This window comes from Sinorhizobium sp. CB7 (genome assembly GCF_041357635.1).
Lineage (GTDB): Bacteria > Pseudomonadota > Alphaproteobacteria > Rhizobiales > Rhizobiaceae > Rhizobium.
In genome coordinates this window covers 1-22,422 of record NZ_JAULLL010000027.1, presented here as the reverse complement: position 1 = coordinate 22,422, position 22,422 = coordinate 1, and the positions used below count along the sequence as shown (strand labels likewise).

24 protein-coding genes are annotated in these 22,422 nt (G+C 60.2%); 10 read left to right on the top strand and 14 right to left on the bottom strand.

Translation table 11 applies throughout. From position 1 onward, the window contains the following. Positions 1–90: 90 nt before the first annotated feature. The gene (locus AAE029_RS32875; protein WP_371077130.1) at positions 91–324 is read left to right on the top strand and encodes a hypothetical protein; all 234 of its coding nucleotides are present in this window, start codon (positions 91–93) and stop codon (positions 322–324) included. Positions 325–798: 474 nt separating this feature from the next. On the opposite strand, the gene AAE029_RS32870 is transcribed toward AAE029_RS32875, so the two are convergent. After that, a complete protein-coding gene (locus AAE029_RS32870) occupies positions 799–2,889 on the bottom strand; it encodes an acyltransferase family protein (protein ID WP_371077129.1) in 2,091 nt (696 codons plus the stop codon). Between the two features lie 137 nt (positions 2,890–3,026). On the opposite strand from AAE029_RS32870, the gene AAE029_RS32865 reads away from it, so the two are divergent. Next, on the top strand, positions 3,027–3,434 hold the full coding sequence (locus tag AAE029_RS32865) for a YkvA family protein (RefSeq protein WP_371077128.1): 408 nt from the start codon (positions 3,027–3,029) through the stop codon (positions 3,432–3,434). A gap of 320 nt (positions 3,435–3,754) precedes the next feature. Here the strand turns inward: AAE029_RS32865 and AAE029_RS32860 are convergent, their stop codons facing one another. After that, positions 3,755–4,378, bottom strand: coding sequence for a CGNR zinc finger domain-containing protein (locus tag AAE029_RS32860; RefSeq protein WP_371077178.1), 624 nt, complete (start codon positions 4,376–4,378; stop codon positions 3,755–3,757). Between the two features lie 167 nt (positions 4,379–4,545). Here AAE029_RS32860 and AAE029_RS32855 point away from each other — a divergent pair, with 167 nt between their 5' ends. The 5 genes from AAE029_RS32855 to AAE029_RS32835 all read left to right on the top strand — a co-directional run bounded on the left by AAE029_RS32855 (position 4,546) and on the right by AAE029_RS32835 (position 8,861). Continuing rightward, the gene (locus AAE029_RS32855; RefSeq protein WP_371077127.1) at positions 4,546–5,241 is read left to right on the top strand and encodes an alpha/beta fold hydrolase; all 696 of its coding nucleotides are present in this window, start codon (positions 4,546–4,548) and stop codon (positions 5,239–5,241) included. A 37-nt stretch (positions 5,242–5,278) separates the two neighbouring features. Continuing rightward, positions 5,279–5,878 carry a TMEM175 family protein gene (locus AAE029_RS32850; protein ID WP_371077126.1) on the top strand — a complete coding sequence of 200 codons (600 nt, stop codon included), beginning with the start codon at positions 5,279–5,281 and terminating at the stop codon, positions 5,876–5,878. A 102-nt stretch (positions 5,879–5,980) separates the two neighbouring features. Next, complete coding sequence (locus tag AAE029_RS32845; protein ID WP_371077125.1) at positions 5,981–6,826, top strand: alpha/beta fold hydrolase; 846 nt, start codon at positions 5,981–5,983, stop codon at positions 6,824–6,826. A 64-nt stretch (positions 6,827–6,890) separates the two neighbouring features. After that, positions 6,891–7,721: an SDR family oxidoreductase gene (locus AAE029_RS32840; RefSeq protein WP_371077124.1), complete on the top strand. Its 831-nt coding sequence runs from the start codon at positions 6,891–6,893 to the stop codon at positions 7,719–7,721. Between the two features lie 735 nt (positions 7,722–8,456). Beyond that, complete coding sequence (locus tag AAE029_RS32835) at positions 8,457–8,861, top strand: response regulator (protein WP_371077123.1); 405 nt, start codon at positions 8,457–8,459, stop codon at positions 8,859–8,861. A gap of 230 nt (positions 8,862–9,091) precedes the next feature. On the opposite strand, the gene AAE029_RS32830 is transcribed toward AAE029_RS32835, so the two are convergent. Both AAE029_RS32830 and AAE029_RS32825 read right to left on the bottom strand, forming a co-directional pair. Beyond that, positions 9,092–12,721, bottom strand: coding sequence for a CheR family methyltransferase (locus AAE029_RS32830; protein ID WP_371077122.1), 3,630 nt, complete (start codon positions 12,719–12,721; stop codon positions 9,092–9,094). A gap of 38 nt (positions 12,722–12,759) precedes the next feature. Next, positions 12,760–13,800: a chemotaxis protein CheB gene (locus AAE029_RS32825; RefSeq protein ID WP_371077177.1), complete on the bottom strand. Its 1,041-nt coding sequence runs from the start codon at positions 13,798–13,800 to the stop codon at positions 12,760–12,762. 426 nt (positions 13,801–14,226) lie between these two features. Here AAE029_RS32825 and AAE029_RS32820 point away from each other — a divergent pair, with 426 nt between their 5' ends. After that, positions 14,227–14,433, top strand: coding sequence for a hypothetical protein (locus AAE029_RS32820; protein ID WP_371077121.1), 207 nt, complete (start codon positions 14,227–14,229; stop codon positions 14,431–14,433). Between the two features lie 122 nt (positions 14,434–14,555). Here AAE029_RS32820 and AAE029_RS32815 read toward each other — a convergent pair whose 3' ends face one another. From AAE029_RS32815 to napE, 6 genes are read right to left on the bottom strand one after another with little or no spacing between them, the layout of a single operon-like run. Then, positions 14,556–15,242 carry a NapC/NirT family cytochrome c gene (locus AAE029_RS32815; RefSeq protein WP_371077176.1) on the bottom strand — a complete coding sequence of 229 codons (687 nt, stop codon included), beginning with the start codon at positions 15,240–15,242 and terminating at the stop codon, positions 14,556–14,558. A 7-nt stretch (positions 15,243–15,249) separates the two neighbouring features. Continuing rightward, positions 15,250–15,753 (bottom strand): nitrate reductase cytochrome c-type subunit, encoded by a 504-nt coding sequence (locus tag AAE029_RS32810; protein ID WP_371077120.1) that lies wholly within the window; start codon positions 15,751–15,753, stop codon positions 15,250–15,252. Beyond that, complete coding sequence (napA, locus tag AAE029_RS32805) at positions 15,723–18,227, bottom strand: periplasmic nitrate reductase subunit alpha (RefSeq protein WP_371077119.1); 2,505 nt, start codon at positions 18,225–18,227, stop codon at positions 15,723–15,725. The genes AAE029_RS32810 and napA overlap by 31 nt, the downstream gene beginning before the upstream one ends. Next, positions 18,202–18,489 carry a chaperone NapD gene (locus tag AAE029_RS32800; RefSeq protein ID WP_371077118.1) on the bottom strand — a complete coding sequence of 96 codons (288 nt, stop codon included), beginning with the start codon at positions 18,487–18,489 and terminating at the stop codon, positions 18,202–18,204. Before AAE029_RS32800 ends, napA begins: the two co-directional genes overlap by 26 nt. Further along, on the bottom strand, positions 18,482–18,982 hold the full coding sequence (gene napF / locus AAE029_RS32795; RefSeq protein ID WP_371077117.1) for a ferredoxin-type protein NapF: 501 nt from the start codon (positions 18,980–18,982) through the stop codon (positions 18,482–18,484). Before napF ends, AAE029_RS32800 begins: the two co-directional genes overlap by 8 nt. A gap of 8 nt (positions 18,983–18,990) precedes the next feature. Continuing rightward, on the bottom strand, positions 18,991–19,179 hold the full coding sequence (gene napE / locus AAE029_RS32790) for a periplasmic nitrate reductase, NapE protein (protein WP_371077116.1): 189 nt from the start codon (positions 19,177–19,179) through the stop codon (positions 18,991–18,993). A gap of 216 nt (positions 19,180–19,395) precedes the next feature. Between napE and AAE029_RS32785 the strand changes: the two genes are divergently transcribed. Further along, the gene (locus AAE029_RS32785) at positions 19,396–19,599 is read left to right on the top strand and encodes a DUF2905 domain-containing protein (protein WP_371077115.1); all 204 of its coding nucleotides are present in this window, start codon (positions 19,396–19,398) and stop codon (positions 19,597–19,599) included. Between the two features lie 188 nt (positions 19,600–19,787). On the opposite strand, the gene AAE029_RS32780 is transcribed toward AAE029_RS32785, so the two are convergent. From AAE029_RS32780 to AAE029_RS32765, 4 genes are all read right to left on the bottom strand, one after another. Next, positions 19,788–20,003: a hypothetical protein gene (locus tag AAE029_RS32780; RefSeq protein WP_371077114.1), complete on the bottom strand. Its 216-nt coding sequence runs from the start codon at positions 20,001–20,003 to the stop codon at positions 19,788–19,790. Between the two features lie 92 nt (positions 20,004–20,095). After that, entirely contained in the window at positions 20,096–20,332 is a 237-nt protein-coding gene (gene rpsU, locus AAE029_RS32775) for a 30S ribosomal protein S21 (protein WP_371077113.1), read from the bottom strand. Between the two features lie 40 nt (positions 20,333–20,372). After that, complete coding sequence (locus AAE029_RS32770; protein ID WP_371077112.1) at positions 20,373–20,534, bottom strand: hypothetical protein; 162 nt, start codon at positions 20,532–20,534, stop codon at positions 20,373–20,375. Between the two features lie 51 nt (positions 20,535–20,585). Beyond that, positions 20,586–20,795: a cold-shock protein gene (locus tag AAE029_RS32765; protein WP_371077111.1), complete on the bottom strand. Its 210-nt coding sequence runs from the start codon at positions 20,793–20,795 to the stop codon at positions 20,586–20,588. A gap of 286 nt (positions 20,796–21,081) precedes the next feature. Here AAE029_RS32765 and AAE029_RS32760 point away from each other — a divergent pair, with 286 nt between their 5' ends. Next, positions 21,082–22,263, top strand: coding sequence for a sensor histidine kinase (locus tag AAE029_RS32760; RefSeq protein ID WP_371077110.1), 1,182 nt, complete (start codon positions 21,082–21,084; stop codon positions 22,261–22,263). The last annotated feature ends 159 nt before the right edge of the window (positions 22,264–22,422 follow it).

The following is a 22,422-nucleotide window of genomic DNA, read 5'->3' as shown; positions in this document are numbered from 1 at the left end:
ATTGGCAGGAACCCTGAATCTAAATTAAAATCCATAGTAACTGCGTTGAGGCGCCTTGATTAACACAGCGTCTGCCCTCATTCTGATCGTATGACAGACATCTCTCCTCCTGCGACACCCCTCGACGATCCCGAACGCTTCCAGCATTGCCAGGACGCTCTGGAGATCGAGTTCCAATCTTTCGTCGACCGGGCGACGGCGGCGGGATGGCAAGAAGACGAGGTCATTACCGCAGTCATCGCCCTTGCCGACAACCATGCCCTGATGCTTGCCGAGGAAGGCACGCTCGGTGCTCTCCTGGAGAGACTGCGTAAGCGGGGTTAGAGCAATTCCAGGAAAAGTGCGAAGCGGTTTCCGTCCGGAATTGCGTGAGCTTTTGTGAGGTTGTCTGTGTTTGATGGCAGGGAGGAGTTCCGCGAGGGACGACATCTGATAGGTGGTTAGTTGGCGCGGGGGCCTCACCGACCTGCCTCATTCTTGTGCCTGTCACAGGAATCCAGCCGCGCCGTGTCCACGGCGCGAATGACTCGCTTCCTCGAGGTGAGGATGCAGATGTAACCCTTCATGGTCGCAGAACGGCGAAAGATCCGGCTTCCGGCTGTCGGCATAAAGTCTTTTCGCCGTGCGGACGCACGGCGGCTGGATTCCTGTGAGAGGCACAGGAATGACGGAAATTGCGGAAGCCCCTACGTCAAACAACGGCCTGCGAAATACCGGAGGCTTGGCACGGGTCCCGCCATTTCCAGGATTTCAGGCGGTGATTGGGGCACGGGCGGCCCACGCTCATCCCTGTGCTTGTCACAGGGGTGACGGAGGAGAGAGGAACCGCTCTAATGCCCCGTCGATCTTGGTTGTCGAGAAGATCGGCGCGTAAAGATAGCCGAGACTTCCAGAGAAAGTGGCCGTGAGATGGTCGGCGTCCTTGTAGAGAGGCATGCCGTTTCGAACGGCATCGCAATGCCCATTGCTGCAGATCGCCGGAAGCGGATCAACGATCCTGTCGCCATGTTTCGCAGCCAGGCGCGTCAGGATGGAACGCGAGAGCGCCTGTCGCTTCTCCACATAGTCCCACGGCGGCGCCACATCGGTCGAGGCATGTATCATCATTGCCTTCGCAACGGCTGTCGGCATGTAGTGCCCCATCTCCGGCACGTCCATGACCAGCACGACCCGGGTGCCCTCCTCCTTTAACTCGGTCATCAATCGGTCGAGCGTTTCCGTGACCGATGCAGACTTGTCCGTGAGCGGCGGCGGCACGGAAGGATCGAAATAGATGCCTTCATTCGGCAACTCGCCATCGTGAACATATTTCGGCCAATAGGCGACCAGGAAGACCAGCGGGATATGCTGCGACTTCACCAGGTCGCGCACCGCCGCATTGAATTCGCGACAGCGCTCCATATCGCCCCGATTGGAAAGCTGGACATCCGGCAAGGGCGGGCATGATGAATGTCCGGCAATGAGACCCGCAACGCCGGCCTCCTTCGCAGCACTGTCGATTGCCGGCGCCATCGCTCCGGAATGCGAGTCTCCCCAGACGAGGAAGGTGGGATTATCCGAGCCCTCGGCACCAAGCCGACATAGCTTGCCGGCGCGCGTGTCGGACGGCGACGGACTGCCCGCTTCGGCGCTGGCAAAGCAAGGAGCGCGGCCGAAACGACTTTCGTCATAGGTGGCCGCGTAGACCTTCTGGACGTCGGCGGTCAGGCGGGATGGGACACCCTTGTGAAGGATCACATAGCTGCTGAAGCCGATGGCAACGGCCATGACCAGGACCGCCGCCGCAAACAAGGGTCGGCGGAGGATCGGGCCGCTGCGTCCGCGAAAGGGTCGTTCAATGAACCGCCAGGAGAGGACGGCGACGATGAACGATAGAAGGACAATCAGGCCCCCCTGAAGCAAAGACAAGGGGCGACCGGTAAGTTCGCGGCTGAAGACGATGATCGGCCAATGCCAGAGATAGAGCGAGTAGGAGATCAAGCCCACGAACACCATCGGCCGTGCCCGCAACACGCGACCGGCAGGGCCTTCGTTGGCGCCGCCATGGATCACCAGAGCCGCTCCCAGGCAGGGCAGCAGAGCTGCCGGCCCGGGAAAAAGCGTGCGGTCACTGAAGCAGAACACGGCAATGGCGATCAGCAGGATGCCGACAGGCGCCAGACTTCCCCGAAGTTTCGGCGATACCGGCTTCGGTATGAAGTTGAAGGCCAGCAAGGCTCCAAGGAGCAATTCCCAGGCCCGGAACTGAAGCAGGTAGAAAGCCACGACTGGCGTTCGCAGCACCATCCACCCGCTCGCCACAAACGAAGCGATCAGCAGGGCGGCCAGGATCTGTGCCGTATGCCGCCGTGCAAATCGGTTGATCGCCGCCAGCATCAGGGGGAACAGAATGTAGAACTGTTCTTCAACCGAGAGCGACCAGGTGTGTACCAGGGGCTTCATCTGCGAGCCGATGTCGAAATAGCCGGATTCTTTCTCGAACTGGATGTTCGACGTGAAAAGCGCGGCAGCCTTCAGACTGTGGGCGAAGTAGCCGAATTCCAGCGGCATCAGCCAAAGCCATGCCGCCACTGCGGAGGCGCCAAGGACTGCAAACAGGGCGGGAAAGATTCGCCTGATGCGCCGCTCGTAGAAGCCCAGCAGGCTGAGTTCGCCGCGGGCGAGATCTTCCGAGATAAGGGAGGCCATCAGGAAGCCGGAAATGACGAAAAAGACATCGACGCCGACAAAGCCGCCGCCAAAACCGGGAATGCCGGCGTGGTACAGAACGACCGGAAGGATCGCAAGGGCACGCAGCCCGTCGATGTCTGGTCGGTAAGGAAGATGATTGGCGGCAGGCAGGCGTAGTGGCGTCTGCGAAATTGGGCGCCGCCCCAGGATGAGATTCAAATGGCAGTCTCCGAAAGTGTCCGGCGCCGCCACTTATGAAGATGAATCAGGGTTTCAACAACAAGCCGGCGGTGGCAAGAAGAGTTGGACGACACCTACTAATAGCGACTCTGCCAGGAGGCCCAAGAGTGGTAGACATGTCCGAGCGTAAATCCATCTTTGCACGCCTGAAACAGTGGGCGCGTGGTATCAAGCGGGATGTGCATGCTCTTTATCTCGCCGCGCGCGATCCCCGCACTCCCTGGCTTGCCAAGGTCCTGGCCGTAGCGGTCGCAGCCTACGCGCTATCACCTATCGACCTGATCCCCGACTTCATTCCAGTCCTGGGATACTTGGACGATATAATCCTTCTCCCGATCGCCATCGCTCTTGTCGTCCGACTGATCCCGGAAAAAGTGATGGAAGAGCACCGCGCGGCGGCAGCAACTGCCGGAGAGCGTCCCATTAGCCGTGCCGGGTCAGTTGCTATCGTCTGCATCTGGATTGCTGTCGCAGCATTGCTCCTTTGGCTAATTTTGCAGAGATACTCGTTCAATCTTCGATAAGCGCGAGAAGGACGGCTCGAATCCTGATGCATGTCGCGCAAAAGTGTGCAGCGGTTTTTGCGGCAACGACATGCATGAAAACAACAAGCTAAAGCCTGTCGCGTGAGCAGCTAAAAATATCCAAAATCCCTTAAATAGTGATGATTGTGGAGCTTTGTCCCCATGCACTATTCTGAAACTCGGGATCGCGGGACGCGCGCCTTCTCGTGGCGCTGCCCCTTGCGCTCTGCGACCCACCTCCACTGACCAATTTCCCCGCTGGAAAACAGCGGGGATTTTTTTGGGCGAGGAAGCGAGTCCGTCCTGGAAATAGCAGATCCCTATCGATCCGCCTTGATCCTATGGCGGTGGGCTGCTTGCTTCGCCCGGTTCCCGCAGAGCGCCATGCTGCACCACCGCCGCCTGTGGCCGCGTGTGTGATCGGCAAAGAGCAGCGTGCAGGCAGGTCCTTCGCAGGCCTTCACATTCGAGAAATCCTCCGTACAGACGAACCGCCCCAGAGCTTCGCCGATCGGCAGCAGCAGCGCCTCGGGCGAGCGCCACTTGCGCGCGGCCTGAAACTCCAAGGTCTCCCGTCCATCGACACGCCGCGTCACGATACGGCTATAGCCCTCGTCGCGTTCGAGCAGGCGATTGAGCGGCTCCAGTTCGTCCAGTGCATTTGCTGGAAGGGGCCGGCCCTTGTGGCTGCGGACGAAACCCCTGAACCATTCGCGCAGGCTTCTGGCCTGGTCGGCGACCTTGTCGAGTTCGCCGGGCAGCGCCTGTGCCCGAATGACCTCCAGGGCCTCGCGGGGCACCAGTTCTGCCTGTTCCAGCCAGCGCAACAGGCCCTCGCCGTCATCGATCCAGTCGATCGCAGTGTCGACCGGCGTCGCGATCGAATTCAAGAAATCCAGCCCCATAGCGTCGCCGACGAAAATGGCGGGCGAGCGATTGTCCATCATGACTCCTGTTCCGGCCGCCGTGACGTCCACCGCCGGCGACCCTCGAAAAACACAAATTGCATATAACCATTCCAATGAGACTTGACAAGTTACGCCACTCGCAAGTAACCTCTCTGCATCAATTAAACAGGTTACTAACCTGCCGGCTGTAAAGGAGAGCGGCGATGTCCCCGAAGAATGTGAATATCGTGCTTGCCCACGGCGCATGGGCTGACGGGTCAAGCTGGGCAAAAATCATCCAGCCTCTGGTCGCCGACGGGTTCACGGTGGTTGCCGCACCTTTGCCGCTGACATCCTTCAGCGACGACGTTGCCGCACTGGACCGCACGCTGGAGCGCGTGACGGGACCAACCATCGTCGTCGGCCACGCCTATGCCGGTGCCGTCATCGCGGCGACGCGCGACGAGAAGGTCAAGGCCCTTGTTTACATTGCCGCTCTCGCTCCGGCCGAAGGCGAGACGGTCGCGGATATCTTCTATCGCGGCGAGCCGCATCCGCAGGCGCCGAAGCTCGCGCCCGACCGCCACGGTTTGATCTATCTGCCGGAGGAAGCCTTTGGCACGGCATTCGCCCAGAATGCCGGGGCCGACGAGCAGGCGGTGCTTGCCGCCGTGCAGCGGCCGATTTCGCCGGCCTGCATCACGGTCGCGATGGAACGCCCGCTCTGGAAGGACCGCCCGGCCTGGTTCCTGGTGGCAGAAGAGGACCGGATGATCGTTGCCGACAATCAGCGGTTCATGGCGGAACGCATGAAGGCGCGCGTGCGTTCTCACGCTGTCGACCATACACCGATCGTCACCGCGCCTGCCACCGTCCTGGATATTATCCGGGAGGCGGTTGCAGAGGTGGCCGCGGCCTGACTTCGGCTGTTGAAGCACGGTATGAGGAGGCAGGCAGATGCGCGGGCAGAAGATGACGACGGAACGTGTGAGTGCATTTTCGGACGCAGTGCTCGCGGTGATCATCACGATCATGGTGTTGGAACTCAAGGCGCCCGAGGAGCCGACGATTGCCGCCATCCTTCCTCTCTGGCCAACGCTGGTCAGCTATGCCTTGAGCTACCTGTTCATCGCCATCATCTGGGTCAATCATCATCATCTTTTCCGCCTGGTGCACTTCGCTTCGCCCCGGCTGATCTGGATCAACTTCGTGCACCTGTTCCTGGTCTCACTGCTGCCGTTCACGACAGCCTGGATGGCGACGACCGATCTCGCGCCAGTGCCCGTCGCAACCTATGCAGCCGTCTTTGTGCTGGTGAATCTGGCGTACCTGCTCTTTGAGCGGGAGATCCTGGCGCATGCCGATGCCACTGCAATGCCGGAACAATCCCGCCGCCTGGCGCGCCGGCGCACGCTTGTCGGCCTGGCAACCTTTGCGGCTGCGGGACTCGTGGCCCCGGCGGTTCCGCTCCTGGGGTTCGCTCTGATCTGCTGTGCCCTATTTCTCTACCTCCGACCCGAGATCTTCCAGGGCCGTCAGCAAAAACATCCGAACTGACATGGCTTGGGCCGCGAGGCCCGTGCACGCTATATCCAACCCGAAACGAAGTAACCGTTTCATTAATTATAAAGTGGTTACAATTAGCAAAGGAGAAACGACATGACGACCATCAACTATCGCACCGTTAACGTGGACGACTTCAACATCTTCTATCGCGAGGCGGGTTCGCCAGGCGCGCCGAAGCTGCTGCTGCTTCACGGCTTTCCGAGCGCCGGCCATATGTTCCGCGATCTGATTCCGCTGCTTGCCGATCGCTTCCACATCATCGCGCCCGATCTTCCGGGCTTCGGACGCTCGGACATGCCGGAGCGCGGCTACACCTTCGACCGGATTGCCGAAAAGATCGACCGCTTCACCGAAATCGTCGGATTCGACCGCTATGCCGTCTACGTGTTCGACTACGGCGCACCGACTGGCTTCCGGCTTGCGGTGAAGCATCCGGATCGGATCACGGCGATCATCTCGCAGAACGGCAATGCCTATGAGGAAGGCCTGAGCGACGGCTGGAACCCGATCCGCGCCTATTGGCAGGACGCTTCAGAGGCAAACCGCGCTGCCCTGAGGGCCTTCCTCAAGCCCGAGGCGACCGTCTGGCAATACACCCACGGTGTCGCCGATCCGACCAGAGTTTCGCCTGACGGCTATTCGCTCGACAATTTCTATCTGGCCCGCCCCGGCGCCGATGAAGTGCAGCTCGACCTCTTCGGCGATTACAAGAGCAATGTCGCGCTCTACCCGACCTTCCAGAACTACTTCCGCACCCACAAGCCGCCCTTCCTGGCGGTCTGGGGCAAGAACGATCCCTTCTTCCTGCCCCCGGGTGCAGAGGCCTTCAGGCGCGATAATCCGAACGCCGTCGTGCGCTTCTTCGACACAGGCCATTTCGCGCTGGAGACACACGCTGCAGAAATTGCGGCGGCTATTCGTGAGTTTCTAGCCAACTGACATCGAACGAACCCGCAGCCGACCCGCATCGGCGGGCGGCTGCCGATCATAACGGAGAATAGCCATGCGTGCGATCGTTCTTGAGAAATTCGGCGGTCTGGACAGCCTCGTCTACAAGGACATTCCCGAGCCCGAGCCTAAGGCCGGCCACGTCGTCATCGAGATCAAGGCCTTCGGCCTCAACCATGCCGAGATGCACATGCGCCACGGCGAATGGGCCGAAGCAGCACCGGTCAGCGGTATCGAATGCGTGGGTCTCGTGAAATCCTGCCCCGGCGGCGAGTTCCCGATCGGCGATGTGGACCTGGCTGAGCCCAAGGCCGCGCAGTCCGTGGTCGATCAGACGCTGGCAGCCTTTGGCCGCATCGACGCGCTTCTCAACATCGCCGGAGCAGTGCCGCAGATCGACCTTTTCGAGATGACGGACGAGCAGTGGGAAGGTGGTTTGGCGCTGAAACTGCACGGTGCGCGGCGCCTCACGATCGCGGCTTGGCCGGCGCTGAAGGAGGCCAAGGGCTCCGTCGTCCTGATGTCCGGCAACTCGGCCATCTTCCCCAAGGCCCCCTATGCCGCTGTCGGGACGATCAATGCGGCGATCGTCGCGCTCGCGAAAGCCTTCTCCGATCGCGGTATCGCCGACGGCGTGCAGGTCAACAGCGTCCTGCCCGGTCCGGTCATGACCGGCCGGCGCCGATCCTATCTCCAGCACTTGGCACCCTTGCACGATATGACCGTCGAGGAGGCGACAGCCAGGTTTCCGCAGGAGGCAGGCATCGCGCGATATCGCGAGCCCGAGGAAATCGCCGAACTGATGGCTTTCCTGGTGTCATCGGGCGCGCGCTGGATGACCGGCACGACGCTGCGCATGGATGGCGGCGAGGTCAAGTCGATCTGATGAACAGGACGGCGGGAAAATTCCCGCCGCTTCCCTTGGAGCGGATATTCCGGAGCCAGTTGTTTGGCGCGGAAACCTCCCGACCTCCCTCATCGCTGTGCTTGTCACAGATCCAGCCATGAAGGGTTACATCTGCATCCACCTTGAGGACGCGAGTCATTCGCGCCGTGGACACGGCGCGGCTGGATCCCTGTGACAAGCACAGGGAAGAGGGAACGTGAGGGGCCGTCCGTGCCCCAATCACCTCCTGAAATCCTGGAAATGACGAGACCCGTGCCAAGCTTCCGGTATTTCGGAGGCCGTTGTTTGACGTGGAGGCCTCACCAACCTCCTTCTTCCCTGTGCTTGTCACAGGGATCCAGCCGCCGTGCGTCTGCACGGCGAAAAGACTCCTTCACACCGATTGCCTGAAGCCTGATCTATGAGATCGTGGATCGGCGAAATTTGCCCTGCATATCACCCCTCACGGAATTCCACCCCGCCCATCAACACCGGCAACGTTGCGAAACTCACTTTGGTCAAACGCACCTCAACAGGGAACTACAGACGATCTGACGCGTTTGGGCAACCAGGTCAATGTGCTGGGGACATGTGTAATGACCAATGCCGGTATTCGTGCACAACGGAAGCGAACGTTTGTGGCGCGCATACTCGTCCTTTGCACATTTTCGGGCCGTTTTTGCAGAAACGCGAGTGTTGCAGATGACCTCATTCAGGAAAATGAGGGAGTCCGTGATGGGTGTTGAAAGCGAACTAAGCAGAGCGATCCTGGACAACGATGGAAGTGTTGCTCCTGTCGTCCTGATTGTCGAGGATGAATATCTGATTGGAACGGACCTTGCCGATATGATCGAGACAGACGGTGCATCTGTCCTCGGCCCTGCGGCAACGATCCAGGCCGCGCTGGCGCTCATCCGGGCGACCGAGAAGATCGACGCGGCTGTACTTGATATCAACATCCGCAACGAGACGGTATTCGAGGTCGCAGATGCGCTGGTGGCCAGGGGTGTCCCCTTCCTGTTCACCTCGGGCTACGACGTTTCCGCCATACCCGAGCGTTTCCAACAGATCTGTCGCCACCAGAAACCTGTAGACTATAAGGGCTTGGCCCACGATCTGGTCGGTCTCATAGCCTTTTAATATAGGCCGCACCTACAGCGCCGCGCGTCTTATAAGACGCACAAAGGTCGCTGTATCGCTTTGAATTGCTGCATGTTTTTATCCTTAAATCGGCCGATTTAGAGCAATTCCAGGAAAAGTGCGAAGCGGTTTTCCGTCCGGAATCGCGTGAAAACAAAGGGTTAAAGCGGTTCTGCGATTCCATGGAAAGCTGAACCGTTCTAAGGAGACATGCAGTAGCACGGGATGATTCAATCTGCTGATCGCTCTCTCCGTTCCCGCAATCCTGCCGCCTGCTCCGCAAGCCGGACATTGTCTGACAGCGGCAGTTCAATTGTGCAGAGGAGCCCTTCTGGGCGGAACTTGAGTTGTGCAGTCCCGCCAAACTGATAGGGAACGACGCCTTCAATCAATTCGGAGCCGAAACCTCTGTGAGCTGGTGGGGCGAGGTTCGCCGAGGGCAGTATCTCCTGCCAGTTGATAGCGAGCTTACCCGCATCGCTTGAGTTTACCACGTTCCAGCTGACCTTCAGACGGCCATTTCCGCTGGCAAACGCTCCGTATCTCACCGCGTTGCTTAGGAGTTCGTGAATAGCGAGCCCCAGATTTTCCGCAACTTTGCCGGAGACGGACACGGATGGCCCATCGATCTCGACATGCAGCTTGCCTTCCGGCTCGTGCGCTTCCAACTCTGCTGATATGAGCTTCTTTAAATCGATCGTGCTGTCGGGTGCGTGGGTCAGAAGCGTTTGCGTCCGGGCCATGGCCATGATGCGATGATCGAGTTCGTCCGCATATTCCTTGACGCTGCCGGTCCTCTCGGCGGTTCGTCTTGCAATCGATCGGACGATGGCCAGCGTGTTGCGCACGCGATGCTGGAGTTCGTGCAGCAGTATCCGCTGACGTTCCTGCAGCAGCAGCATATCGTGAATGTCAGTTGTCGTACCGAACCATTCGACGATCTTGCCGGCATCATCGGTGACTGGACGCCCTCGCAGATGGACAGCCCGGTATGCGCCCTCCTCCACATTCCACAGGCGATGCTCGATTTCAAGCGTCCCGGTTCGCTCCGTATGTTTCCAGGCTTCGATGACCCGCTCGCGATCATCCGGATGCACCGGTTCCAACCAGCCACGTCCCAGGGCAGCCATTTCCGATTGATTGGTAAAGGTCGTCCATTGCGGACTGCACCAGGTCCAGTTTCCTCCGTCCACCGCGCGCCAGACCATCTGCGGAATCCCCTCGACGACCGAACGAAGAAGTGCTTCGCTGTCACGCAGCCGCTCCTCCGCCCGCACCATGCGCGTGACATCCAGGAAGGTGAGCACGGCGCCCTCGATGACATTGTCGACGCTGCGATAGGGCAGAACACGGATCAGATATTGGGAGCCGTTCTGCTGGTTTTTCGTCGCCCGCTCGATCGTGGCGAGCGTACGGATGACGCGGCGGGCATCCGCTTCGAGATCCTCGTAGGCAATGCGTGTCGCAATGTGGTGGATCGGCCGTCCGAGATCGCTCTCGATGAGATGGAAGATGTCCGTGATGGCAGGGGTAAAGCTTTTGATGCGAAGATCGTTGTCGAGGAAGACGGCGGCAATCTGCGTACTTTCAAGCAGGTTCCGGAGGTCGGAATTGGCACGAGCGAGCTCTTCGACGCGGTGGGCAAGCTCTCCGTTGACCGTCTGCAGTTCCTCATTCAACGATTGCAGTTCTTCCTTCGACGTTTCGAGCTCTTCATTCGAGGACTGGAGTTCCTCGTTTACGGATTGATATTCCTCGTTCGAAGCCTTGAGTTCCTCGTTGGTACTCTCCAGTTCCTCCACCGTCGCCTGCAAGCGGTCGCGTGCCTGACGAAGCTCATCCTCAAGCCGGCGGACATGCTCGTCTTGCCCTGGCGAGCGCTGCGAAGGGGCTGTCTCCTCGTCTCCGACGATCTGACCGTCCTGGAGAATGATCATGTAGCGCCGTGGCTGCCCCGGCGCGGTTTCGATCGGCTCGACCGACAGCGAGACCACGAGCGCGCTGCCGTTTTGCCCGACCTTCAGCCCGCCGATCTTGACCGCCGTCTTGTCGGTTTCGCATTTGTGAAGCGCGGTACGCAGATCGATCCTCAAGTCGCGATGAATGAGGTTGAAGACATTGAGGCTTGCATGTCCTGAGGGAGGATCGATGAATTTTCCGGTGCGGCCTGAAAAGTGCAGCACATCATGGTTCTCGTCGACGATCATATAGGCCGGTGCATAGCGCTCCATGATCCTTTCCGCATGCTTGGTCAGGGCGGAAGCATTGTTCATCGTGGAGCGCACGCCTGGCAGCCCCTCCGCCACGCCATGGCGGTCCGTGCTTGCGGAGAGCGGAAAATCCGGCAGCAGGCGCGTCATCGTCTCGATCTGCCGGAATATCCTGAACCGGCGATCGACCGGAGAAAACAGTTTGGCATGTCGGCTGACATTTTCCGAATTGCCGAGGAACAGGTAGCCGCCGGGCCGCAAGGCAAAATGAAAGAGCGGTATGATCCTGTTCTGTAGCTCCGGACCAAGATAAATCAGCAAGTTGCGGCACGATACCATGTCGAGGCGAGAAAAAGGCGCGTCCTTTATGAGGTTGTGCTGCGAGAAGAGGCACATCTCGCGCAGCTCCTTGACAATGCCATAGGTCTCGCCCTCCTTGACGAACCAGCGGGCGAGCCGCTCGGGCGTCACATCCTTCACTGCCGACGCCGCATACCGGCCGACCCGGGCCTGGGTGAGGGCTCGTGCATCAATATCAGTGGCGAAAATCTGGATGTGAGGCACGACATCGAGCCGCGCCATGTGCTCCCGCAGCAGGATTGCGATCGAATAGGCTTCTTCTCCCGTCGCGCACCCGAGAACCCAGACGCGCAAGTGGTCACCCGATCCCTTGCCCTCGAAGAGCTTGGGTATGACCTCCTTCTCCAGAAACTCGAACTCCTTGACATCGCGAAAGAAGTGGGTGACGCCGATGAGAAGATCGTTGAACAGCTCCTTGGCCTCATCCGCATCGCCACGCAGGAATTCGATGTAATTGTCGAGCGTCTCGGTCTGGGTGACCTGGATGCGTCGCTGCACGCGGCGAAGGAAGGTATTGTGCTTGTATCCGTGAAAGTCGTGGCCGGTCCTGTTGCGCAGGACCGCGGCGATCCTGGTCAGTTGCGGCGCCGCCTCGGTGACGAGCTCGTCGAAATCCTGGGCGGCGGTTGCACGCTGCAGGGCGCGGATCTGGGCTTGCACGCGCTCGGCCATAGCATCGATCGGCAAGGAAAGGTCCGCGATCGATCCGGCACTCTTCGGTTGCGCCGCGTGATGCACAAGATCGATCGGCTCGGCGCCGGCCTCTGAAAAGGTGAGCCCGCCCTGCTCCTTGATTGCCGTTACACCAAGTGTCCCTTCGGCTGCAACGCTCGCCAGGACGATGCCGATCGCGTGCTTTTGTTCCTGCTCGGCGAGCGAGACGAGGAAAGTGTCGATTATACCGCGCTCACCCGCCAGCTCGGTCTGCGTCTGGAGCTCGAAGCGACCGTTGGACAGGACAGCGGTTGTCCCCGCAGGAAGATAATAAATCTCTTCCGGCTCTATCTGCATCCGCTCGGTGATTTTCTTGACGATCCGGCCACTGACTGCAGCGATGCGAGAGCTAAACTGCTGTTCGTCGAGCAGATCGCGATGCTGGATCGCAAGAACGTAGGAAGCGCTCAACTTCGCGGTCATCTTGCCAAGCAATGTTTCAAGGCTCGACAGATCGCTGGCGAAGAGACCGATGCCGATGATAACAGGACGCGCCGAGGCTTGCGCTCTGGTGTCTCCCGCAGCGATGGTCTTTTCCGTCTTTCCGGCCTGTTTCGGTCGAGGCTGCTTCGTCACGCTTTCGGTCCCACAATTCGCGACGACTTAATTGTTCGTCATGCCTTTATTTTATCGGAATCTTCATCGTCGACATACCCCAAATCGCCTGGCGTTTCTTCCATGCTCTGTACAACGACGCGACGCAGGGTTTCCGCATAACCACGATACTCCGCCGCACGTTTTTGGTACATTTCCGCCATCCCCATGCGCTTTGCCCGCTTCGCGTCGTTGCTCATTCTGGAGACCAGTCCGGCCCGCTCCTCGATGATGCGCAGAGCAACACGGACGGCCTCGTCCACCGATTCCTCCTTCTGCGTAAGCAGTGCTTTTGCCGTGAATGCATGTCCCACCTGGCAACGAAATCGTAACGGCGTCGAGCCGTTGACTTCGGAAATGACGCCTCCGCAGTCCGGGCAGGTAAAAGTGCTTGGTCCGGCAATCTTGGCAATATCCGGGCTATTGGTAGGACCGCCGTTGGCAATCGCAACTTCGAGCTGCAAATCGGCGGGGACAGGAGGCCGATCGCCGGCGATCTGGTTGACGTAGTGCGAGATCGCCGGTGCGAGATCGGGTGCTGCCGCACTCAGGTCGACTGGCGTGGCCTCGAGCGCAGCAAGCGGCATTTCCGAGGCGGAAGCATCCCTCGGCGCCTGGACAAGAGCAATCCCGCCGCATTGCTTGATTGCACTCAGTCCTGCCGCGCCGTCGTTCAGCATACCACTCAATATGATACCGATCGCGCGCGGGCCGTAATGAATGGCCGCGGACCGGAACAACGGATCGATCGCCGGGCGGACCAGGTTTTCCCGCGGGCCATTGCCCAGGCGGAGTTGTTTGCCGGTGATAAGCAAGTGATGGTTCGGCGGAGCGATGTAGGTCCGCCCGACCTCGATCATGTCGCCGTCCTCGGCAACCTTGATAGGGAGGCCTCCCCCCATGGATGCGATCGAAGTGTAGATACCACGGCTATTCGAGGGCACGTGCACGACGATGACGACCGCAGCGGGGAGGTCTGCAGGCAGGTCCGAAAGGATCGTTTTAATTGGCCCGATCGAACCGGCCGATCCTCCGATCACTACGATGTCGCGATTGGCCATCATCTTCCTCGCTCAGCTAAAGAACAAGTATCTGGATGGATTTGTTCCAACGAACGCCGTCTGTGTAGCTGCGGACATAGGCTGTTTGCAGCAGGCGCCTTCGCCCTCAATCATAGTCCCTGGCACGACTATAGGCCAGAGGCGGATGATTTAAGATCGGATCGATCTGAAATCCAAAGCGTCTTTAATTCAGAAAGTTAGAGGCAGGATGTTGCCTGAAGACCGCGCACGTTCTTCGGCATCCCGCTCTGATTAAAAGCGGATAACAGACCGGGAGTCTTGTGCTCTCGATCGCGGCATCTCCGTTGCGGTCTTTCGGCTTGCTCTCGGTCCATGACCTTCCATCGCATCACCTATAAGATTTCACCTTCCGTATCCCTAATCGTGGTATAGTGATGTATGGCTCGCCCAGAAACCACGTTAGAAATGGCTGAGCGCCACGTGCGCGATGGCGAGCGTATTGTTCGCAGACAGCGCGAAATTGTCGATCAGTTGTTCGAGCATGGTCTTCCGGTCGACTTGGCGGCAGAGCTGCTGATGGAATTCGAGCTTACATTGGAAGATCACCGCCTGCATCTTGCCAGGATCATCGAGTCCTCCCGAGCCGATTCTTCTTCGGATCAGCGTGCTTGACGCCACCGGCAACAGAGGACTGATGCATATCGCGCAAAAGGGTGCAGCGGTTTTGCGGCAACGACATGCATAAAAACAAAGCTTAAAGCTAGTCGTGTGAATCCCTTTTCACGCTACAGGCTTTAATGATGCACGTCCGCTAGCGCTCGCCGAAGCTCGTCGACGGGGGTCTCAGCCGCCATCGTCTTGCCCTCCAGTTCCTTCGGCATCATCCAGCCCGGATCGATACCTTGCATGTTGGGCAGCTCGTGCGCGATACCCTTGTGGCAATCGATGCAGGTCGCCCTGCCCGAAAGCAGATACCGTTCGTGGATCTCGGCCGCCCGCTGCGTCTGCTTCTGTAAGTCCATCGCGACAGAGGAATGGCAGTTGCGGCATTCCAGGCTGTCATTGGCCTTCATGCGGGCCCACTCGTGCTTGGCAAGCTCGAGGCGATTTTCGAGGAATTTCGGCCGCGTATTGATCGTGCCGAAGATCTTGCCCCAAACCTCCTTGGAGGCCTGCATCTTGCGGGCGATCTTGTCCGTCCACTGGTGCGGCACGTGACAATCGGGACAGGTCGCGCGCACGCCCGAGCGGTTGGAGAAATGGATGGTGCGCGAAAGCTCCTGATAGACGTTGTCGCGCATCTCGTGACAGGAGGTGCAGAAGGTCTCGGTATTGGTCAGCTCGAGCGCCGTGTTGAACGCGCCCCAGAACATGACGCCGCCGATGAAGCCGCCGAGCGTCAGGAAACCGAGGCCGAGTGTGGCGGCGGGCCTCGTCATGATGCGCCAGGCCTGGAGAGGGATTTTCTTGATCCAAGCGATCATGACGTCACTCGCTTCCGGCCGGCTTGAAACCCAGTTCGCTCATGTCCTTGAAGGTGTTTCCGACCAGCGGCTGGACATTCGCCTGCGGAACGTGGCAGGCCGTGCAGAAATAGCGTCGCGGCGAGACGTCGGCGAGCATCTGGCCGTCGCGCGTCATGTAGTGCGTCACGCTGATCATCGGCGCGCCGGATGCCTGCGTGAATTCGCGCCTGTGGCAGGAGAGGCAGCGGTTGGCGTTGACCGAAAGCTCATACCCCTCGATCGAATGCGGAATGATCGGCGGCTGGTCGGGATAGGCACGCATCCTGCGCTGATCGTCGATGATCCATTTCGGCAGGGGTGCCGCCGGACCCGTCTCCATCGAACTGGCGCGTCCCTGGAGCTGTGGCACGAGGTTCTCGACCACCTGACCGATCGCGGCGGTTGCGACGAACAGGACAAGTCCTGTTGCGACCAGCAAGCGATGCTGCCGCCTCCTCAGACGGCCGGAAGAATCTTGACCGCGCATTTCTTGAAATCCGTCTGTTTGGAGATGGGATCGGTCGCGTCCAGCGTCGCCTTGTTGATCAGCTGGCTGGCGTCGAACCATGGCACGAAGATAACGCCCGACGGCATGCGGTTTCTCCCGCGGGTCTCGATGCGCGAGCGGATCTCGCCGCGTCGCGAGACGATGCGCACCTCCGCCCCCTGGTTGAAGCCGCGCTTGCGGGCGTCGTCGGCGTTCATGAAGCAGCGCGCGCCGGGAAATGCCCTGAAGAGTTCCGGCACCCGCATCGTCATCGATCCGGAATGCCAGTGCTCCAGCACGCGGCCGGTCACCAGCCAGAAATCGAATTCGCTGTCGGGCGGTTCTGCCGGCGGTTCGTAGGGCACGGCGAGGATCACCGCCTTTCCGTCCGGCTGCCCGTAGAACCTGACCCCTTCCCCGGGCTTGACGAAGGGGTCGAAGCCTTCGCGGTAGCGCCACAACGTCTCCTGCCCGTTCACGACGGGCCAGCGCAGCCCGCGCACCTCGTGGTAGGTATCGAAGGGTGCAAGATCGTGCCCGTGCCCGCGCCCGAAGGAGGCATATTCCTCGAACAGGCCCTTCTGGATGTAGAAACCGAAATCCTTGGCCTCGTTGTTGTCGTAGTCGGCGTCGAGGTCGCTCAAGGGGAACCGGTCGACCTCACCATTGCGAAACAGCACGTCGAAAAGGGTCTTTCCGCGATAGGAGGGATTGGCGTCGAGAATCTCCGCCGGCCACACCTCGTCGGTCGTGAAGCGCTTCGAGAACTCGGCGATCTGCCAGAGGTCCGAGCGCGCTTCGCCCGGCGCCTGCACGAGCTGGCGCCACAGCTGTGTCCTGCGTTCGGCATTGCCATAGCCCCCCTCCTTCTCCACCCACATGGCGGCCGGCAGGATGAGGTCGGCGCACATCGCCGTGATCGTCGGATAGGCGTCGGATACGACGATGAAGTTTTCCGGGTTGCGGTAGCCCTGGTAGGTCTCGTTGCTGGTGTTAGGGGCGGCCTGGATATTGTTGTTGACCTGCACCCAGTAGAAGTTGAGCTTGCCGTCCTTCAGCATGCGATCCTGCTCGACGGCGTGATAGCCGGGTTTCTCGGGAATGAGACCCTGCGGGACGTGCCAGATTTCCTCTGCACGTTTCCGGTGCTCGGGATTGGTCACGACCATGTCGGCCGGCAGTCGATGCGCGAAGGTGCCGACCTCGCGGGCAGTGCCGCAGGCCGAAGGCTGGCCCGTCAGCGAGAACGGGCTGTTTCCGGGTTCCGATATCTTTCCGGTCAGAAGATGCAGGTTGTAGACCATCTGGTTCGCCCAGACGCCGCGCACATGCTGGTTGAAGCCCATCGTCCAGAGCGACATGACCTTGCGGTCAGGATCGGCGTAAAGTTCCGCGACCTGTTCGAGAAACTCCGGATCGACGCCCGTCAGCTTGGCGGTCTTGTCCAGCGTGTAATCGGCAACGAATTTCTTGAACGTGTCGAAGTCGATCGGCTCCATCGTCGCCGGATCGGCGGAATTGGCAGCTTTTACCTCCAGTGGGTTGTCCGGGCGCAGGCCATAGCCGATGTCGGTCACCCCGCGCGAGAATCTCGTGTGCTGCTCAACAAACTGCTCGTTCACGCGACCCGTGCGGATAATGTGGTTGGCGATATAGTTCAGGATCGCGAGATCGGTTCCGGGCTTGAAGATGATCGGAATGTCGGCGAGATCCATGCTGCGATGGGTGAAGGTAGAAAGGACCGCGACGCGGACATGCGGCTGCCCGAGGCGGCGATCGGCGACGCGCGTCCAGAGAATCGGGTGCATCTCCGCCATGTTCGAGCCCCAGAGCACGAAGGCGTCGGCATTCTCGAAATCGTCGTAGACGCCCATCGGCTCGTCCATGCCGAAGGTGCGCATGAAGGCGTAGGCCGCCGACGCCATGCAGTGCCGGGCATTGGGATCGAGGTTGTTGGAGCGCAGGCCGGCCCGCATCAGCTTGGTGGCGGCATAGCCCTCGAAGATCGTCCACTGGCCGGAACCGAACATGCCGACCGCCGTCGGCCCCTTTTCCTTCAGCACCTTCTTGCACTGTTCGGCCATCACATCGAAGGCCTCGTCCCAGCCGACCGGCGTGAACTCGCCGTCCTTGGCATAGGCCCCGTTGCGCTTGCGCAAAAGCGGCGTCTGCAGACGGTCCTCCCCGTACATGATCTTCGACAGGAAATAGCCCTTGATGCAGTTGAGCCCGCGATTGACCTCGGCCTGCATATCGCCGTGCGTCGCGACCACCTGCCCTTGCTTGACCCCGACCATCACGCCGCATCCCGTTCCGCAGAACCGGCATGGCGCCTTCGACCACTTTATCTCCAGCGCGCTGACGCCGCCCGGCACTGGCTGCGCAGCCGCAGGAAGCGCAATGCCCGCCGCGGCCGCGGCAATGGCGGCCGCCTGAGCCTTGAGAATGTCACGCCGCGTCAGTTCTCCCGTCATGGCTCTGCATCTCCTCGATCTCGACGTGCTCGAAAACCATGTTTGCCGCGATCACGCCGTTGAGAAGCGAGATTTTCGACAGGCATTCCCCGAGCATGCCCGTGCTCGTCCCCTCGATGACGACGACGATCTTGCCGCCGCCATGGCCATGGACTTCGACGTTTTCCATCCCCGCCAGCGCGGCAAGGACGGCCTCGGTGTGGGCCGGCATCGTGGCGATGACGGCGCTTGAAATATGATAGGGGGTAGCCATCTCAGACATCGGCGCCCCCCATCTCTCTTACGCGCAGGGTGATGGCGCCGACCGGACAGACCTTCAGGCACGCGCCGCAGCCGCTGCACATCTCTTCGTTCAGCTCTGGAAGAAACGGCCCGCCGATGCGCGGGCGAAACCGGATGGCCTGCTCGGGACAGCTTTCGCCGCAGGACTGGCACGCGACATCATGCCTGGCAAGACAGCCATCGGTGATGACGGCCACATGGGGGAAGGATCGGGCGTCCTCTTCTGCAAAGACCGGCTCGGGACAGGCAACCCTGCACTCTCCGCAGAACGTGCATTCGCCGGCTGCGAAATCAATCGACGGCAGGCCCTCGACCAGATGGATTATTTTGGTGGGACATCGCGCAACGCAGGCACCGCAGCCCGTGCAGGCTTCAAGGGCTTCGGCGGATACGCCCGGCGGCCGAATGAAGACCTTCGTCTTAGCCGGGCGGCCCACGAACAGTTCACGGCGCGAGAGGCGTTCTTGGCGCATGGCGAACCTCAATGTCCCGGAGGGCCCGGCGGACCGAAGACGATCTGGTACATCCACACGATGAAACCGTAGCCGCCCACGACACCGACGGCAACGAGCGGCCAGATGCCGAACGCCAGCACCAGGAAGGTCAGCAGCTCCCTTCGTCGCAGCGACCGCCGATCCGCCTCACTTGGATGTTCAAGCAATTCCGACATCGCAAGCCCCCCTGCAATCTAAGGTAACATGCGTCGATCGTAATTTAAATCAAGACGACGGAGGCCGGCAGCTCGCCATTTTCCCCTTTAGCGGGCGCCATTTTCCCCTTTAGCGGGAATGAATCCGCTCGGCAGGTTGTCACTGCTGCAGCATGTGCTCGCAAAGGGCCAAGCTTCCGATATACTGGAATTCAATCGTCATTGGCGGACTAAGCCATGTCGCGAATCCTGATCATCCTCGGTCTCATCGTTCTTGTGGTCGGCATTCTCTGGCCATGGCTCACGCGCATCGGCCTCGGGAGACTCCCGGGCGACATTGTGATCAGGCGCGGGAACCTGACCTTCTACGCCCCTATTGTGACCGGCCTGATCGTCAGCATCGTGCTTTCGGCGATCCTCTGGCTGATCAACCGTTTCTGACTTGGCCGATCGATGGCAACCCGCCGGGAATCAACCGGCTTGGCCCCCCAGCCTAGCCTGACATCGCCGCCGTGAGGGACGACGGAGGTACAACTCCCCTTCGCCCCGCTCGCGGGGAGAAACCCGGAGGGCGGATGAGGGCCACGCGCCAAAGAGAGACCGTAACCGAACCCCGAGATGGCCGATAATTACCGTCGCGAGCGGCGTTTTTTGGTCGGTGTTCCGGCTTCCGGCTCGGCACTGGCCGCCTGTTGCATGCGGAGGCTCTTCAGCTTCTCCGTTTTCTTCTGGCGCTCAGCTGCCTCGGCGGCGATGATGGCACGCGCCGTGTTGTCGGTCACCTCGGCCTTGTCATGGGCGGAAAGCTTCTTGGGATTGAAGAATTCTCCCTTGGTCGCGGTCATCAGCCTTCCTTTCGATAGTGCTGGGCTCAATAGCTGGCGGGGGCCATGCCGGATGGCCCCGTCCGGGGGCGGCAGCGCGCTCGCTGCGAAAATCAGCGTGCGCGCGCCATCTTCTTCGGCGCCGGAAGCAAACCTTCCCGTTGCAGCTTCTTGCGGGCCAGCTTGCGCTGACGGCGAATGGCTTCGCCCTTTTCGCGGGCACGCTTTTCGGATGGCTTTTCGTAGGCGCTGCGCGCCTTTAATTCGCGAAACAGCCCTTCCCGCTGCATTTTCCTCTTCAGCACGCGGAGCGCCTGGTCGACATTGTTGTCTCTGACGAGTACCTGCAAGACTATATCCCTTCTGTTGGTAGCCGGGCTACCCTATCGATCATGGAAATTGGGAGAATGTTTTCCGGCCTTGACGCTGACCGACCTTGACGGCCGACTTGATGCTGGCCGGTTTCAACCAAGGTCCCCGATTGGCGGCCTTTGGCGTTTCTTGTTGATCAAAAACAAAAAGGCCGGGCAGCAACCCGACCTCTACCGTCATTCCGCCTTTGCGCTGCCAGTACGTCCGTGGTCAGCGCTGGCAAATGACAAATCATGCTGTCTGAAGGTTGTCGGCGGAGTTCTTGCCGGACTTCTTGTCGCGAACGAGATCGTACCGGATCTTCTGACCTTCGGCGAGATTGCGCATGCCGGCGCGCTCGACGGCCGAAATATGAACGAAGACGTCCGTCGAACCGTCATCGGGCTGGATGAAACCGAAACCCTTGGTGCCGTTGAACCACTTTACCGTGCCTGAATTCATAACGATCTCCTTTCAATCGTTGTATTTTCCGGAGGACCACCCGCCGGCTGCTATCGATGTTTGAGAGGAAATCCGACTGAGCGCGTCAGCGCACGAGCCAAGGTCACAAGCAATATTCGATCGCCTCCATATAGGCCTATTATTCGATTGGGCAATGACGGATTGAAAAATAAATTCCTTCCGCAACCGGAAGGCCGCCTGCATGCGACCACGATCCTTGCTACTCTACTGTGATGACTTGCGATCGGAATAGCGTCATAGTAGAAGGACGTGCGAGGTACGCGAGTTGACGTCGAACGATGACCTCCAGGCTGATATCGATGCCGTCGGCCGCATCGCCGCCGTTCCCGCCATATTGGATATGGTCTGCCGCACGACTGGATTGGGCTTTGCCGCTGTCGCCCGCGTGACGGAAAAACAATGGATCGCCTGCAGCGTCCTCGACGAAATCGGCCTCGGCCTGAAGCCCGCAGCCGAGCTCCCGGTCGAAACCACGATCAGCGACGAGATCCGTAGACATCGGCAAACGGTTGCGATTGACGATGTCACGCGCGACGAGGTCTTCCGTACGCATCCGGATCCCGCCATTCACGGCTTTCGAAGCTATATCGCCGCTCCGATCATCCTCAACGACGGCAGCTTCTTCGGCACGCTCTGCGCACTCGATCGCAAGCCGGCCCGTGTCGGCGATCCCCGCACGATCGGCACGCTGAAGCTGTTTGCGGAGCTGATCGCGCGGCATCTGGAGACGGACAGGCAGCTTGCCGCATCGCAGGCCAAGCTTCTGGATGAGCAGGCCTCCTCGGAGCAGCGCGAACAGTTCATCGCAATCCTCGGGCATGATCTGCGCAATCCTTTGTCCGCGGTCCAGGCCGGCATCCATCGGCTTGCCCGCAGGATCGATGACGAGCAGGCGAGAGCGACCCTGAACCTGATGCAGAGAAGCGCCGACCGCATCGCAACCCTCGTTGCCAATATGATGGATTTCGCAAGAGGCCGGCTCGGCGGCGGCATCCGGCTCGATCGAAACGCCGATGAGCCGCTCGAGCCTGTTCTGATGCATATCGTGGACGAGCTCGGCGCGAGCTGGCCGGATCGCGTGATCGAGACGGAATTCCGCCTGAGCGAACCCGTGTCATGCGACCGCGCCCGCATGGGGCAGCTCCTCTCCAACCTGCTCAGCAACGCCCTGACGCACGGCGAGCGGGACGGCGTTGTCACCGTTCGCGCCTGGACTGAGGGGGATGAGTTCGCGCTGTCGGTCGCAAATCCCGGCGAACCGATTTCTGAGGACGCCATGGCCCAGCTCTTCGAACCTTTCAGCCGCGAGCACGACGGCCCCGGCAAACAGGGCCTCGGGCTGGGCCTCTACATCGCATCACAGATCGCTGCCGCCCATCGGGGGGAGATCACAGTGACCTCGACGCGCGACGAGACACGCTTCACCTTCCGCATGCCTCGAATGTGAATTCTACTCTCCAACCGTCGCGAAAAGCCCCTCACCCTAACCCTCTCCCCGCGCGCGGGGAGAGGGGACAAACCGAGCAAGCGGCGAACTCCCCTTCTCCCCGGCGGGGCTATGGCATTCACACATTTAGAATTGCCTATGGAATTGCGTTCTGATTCT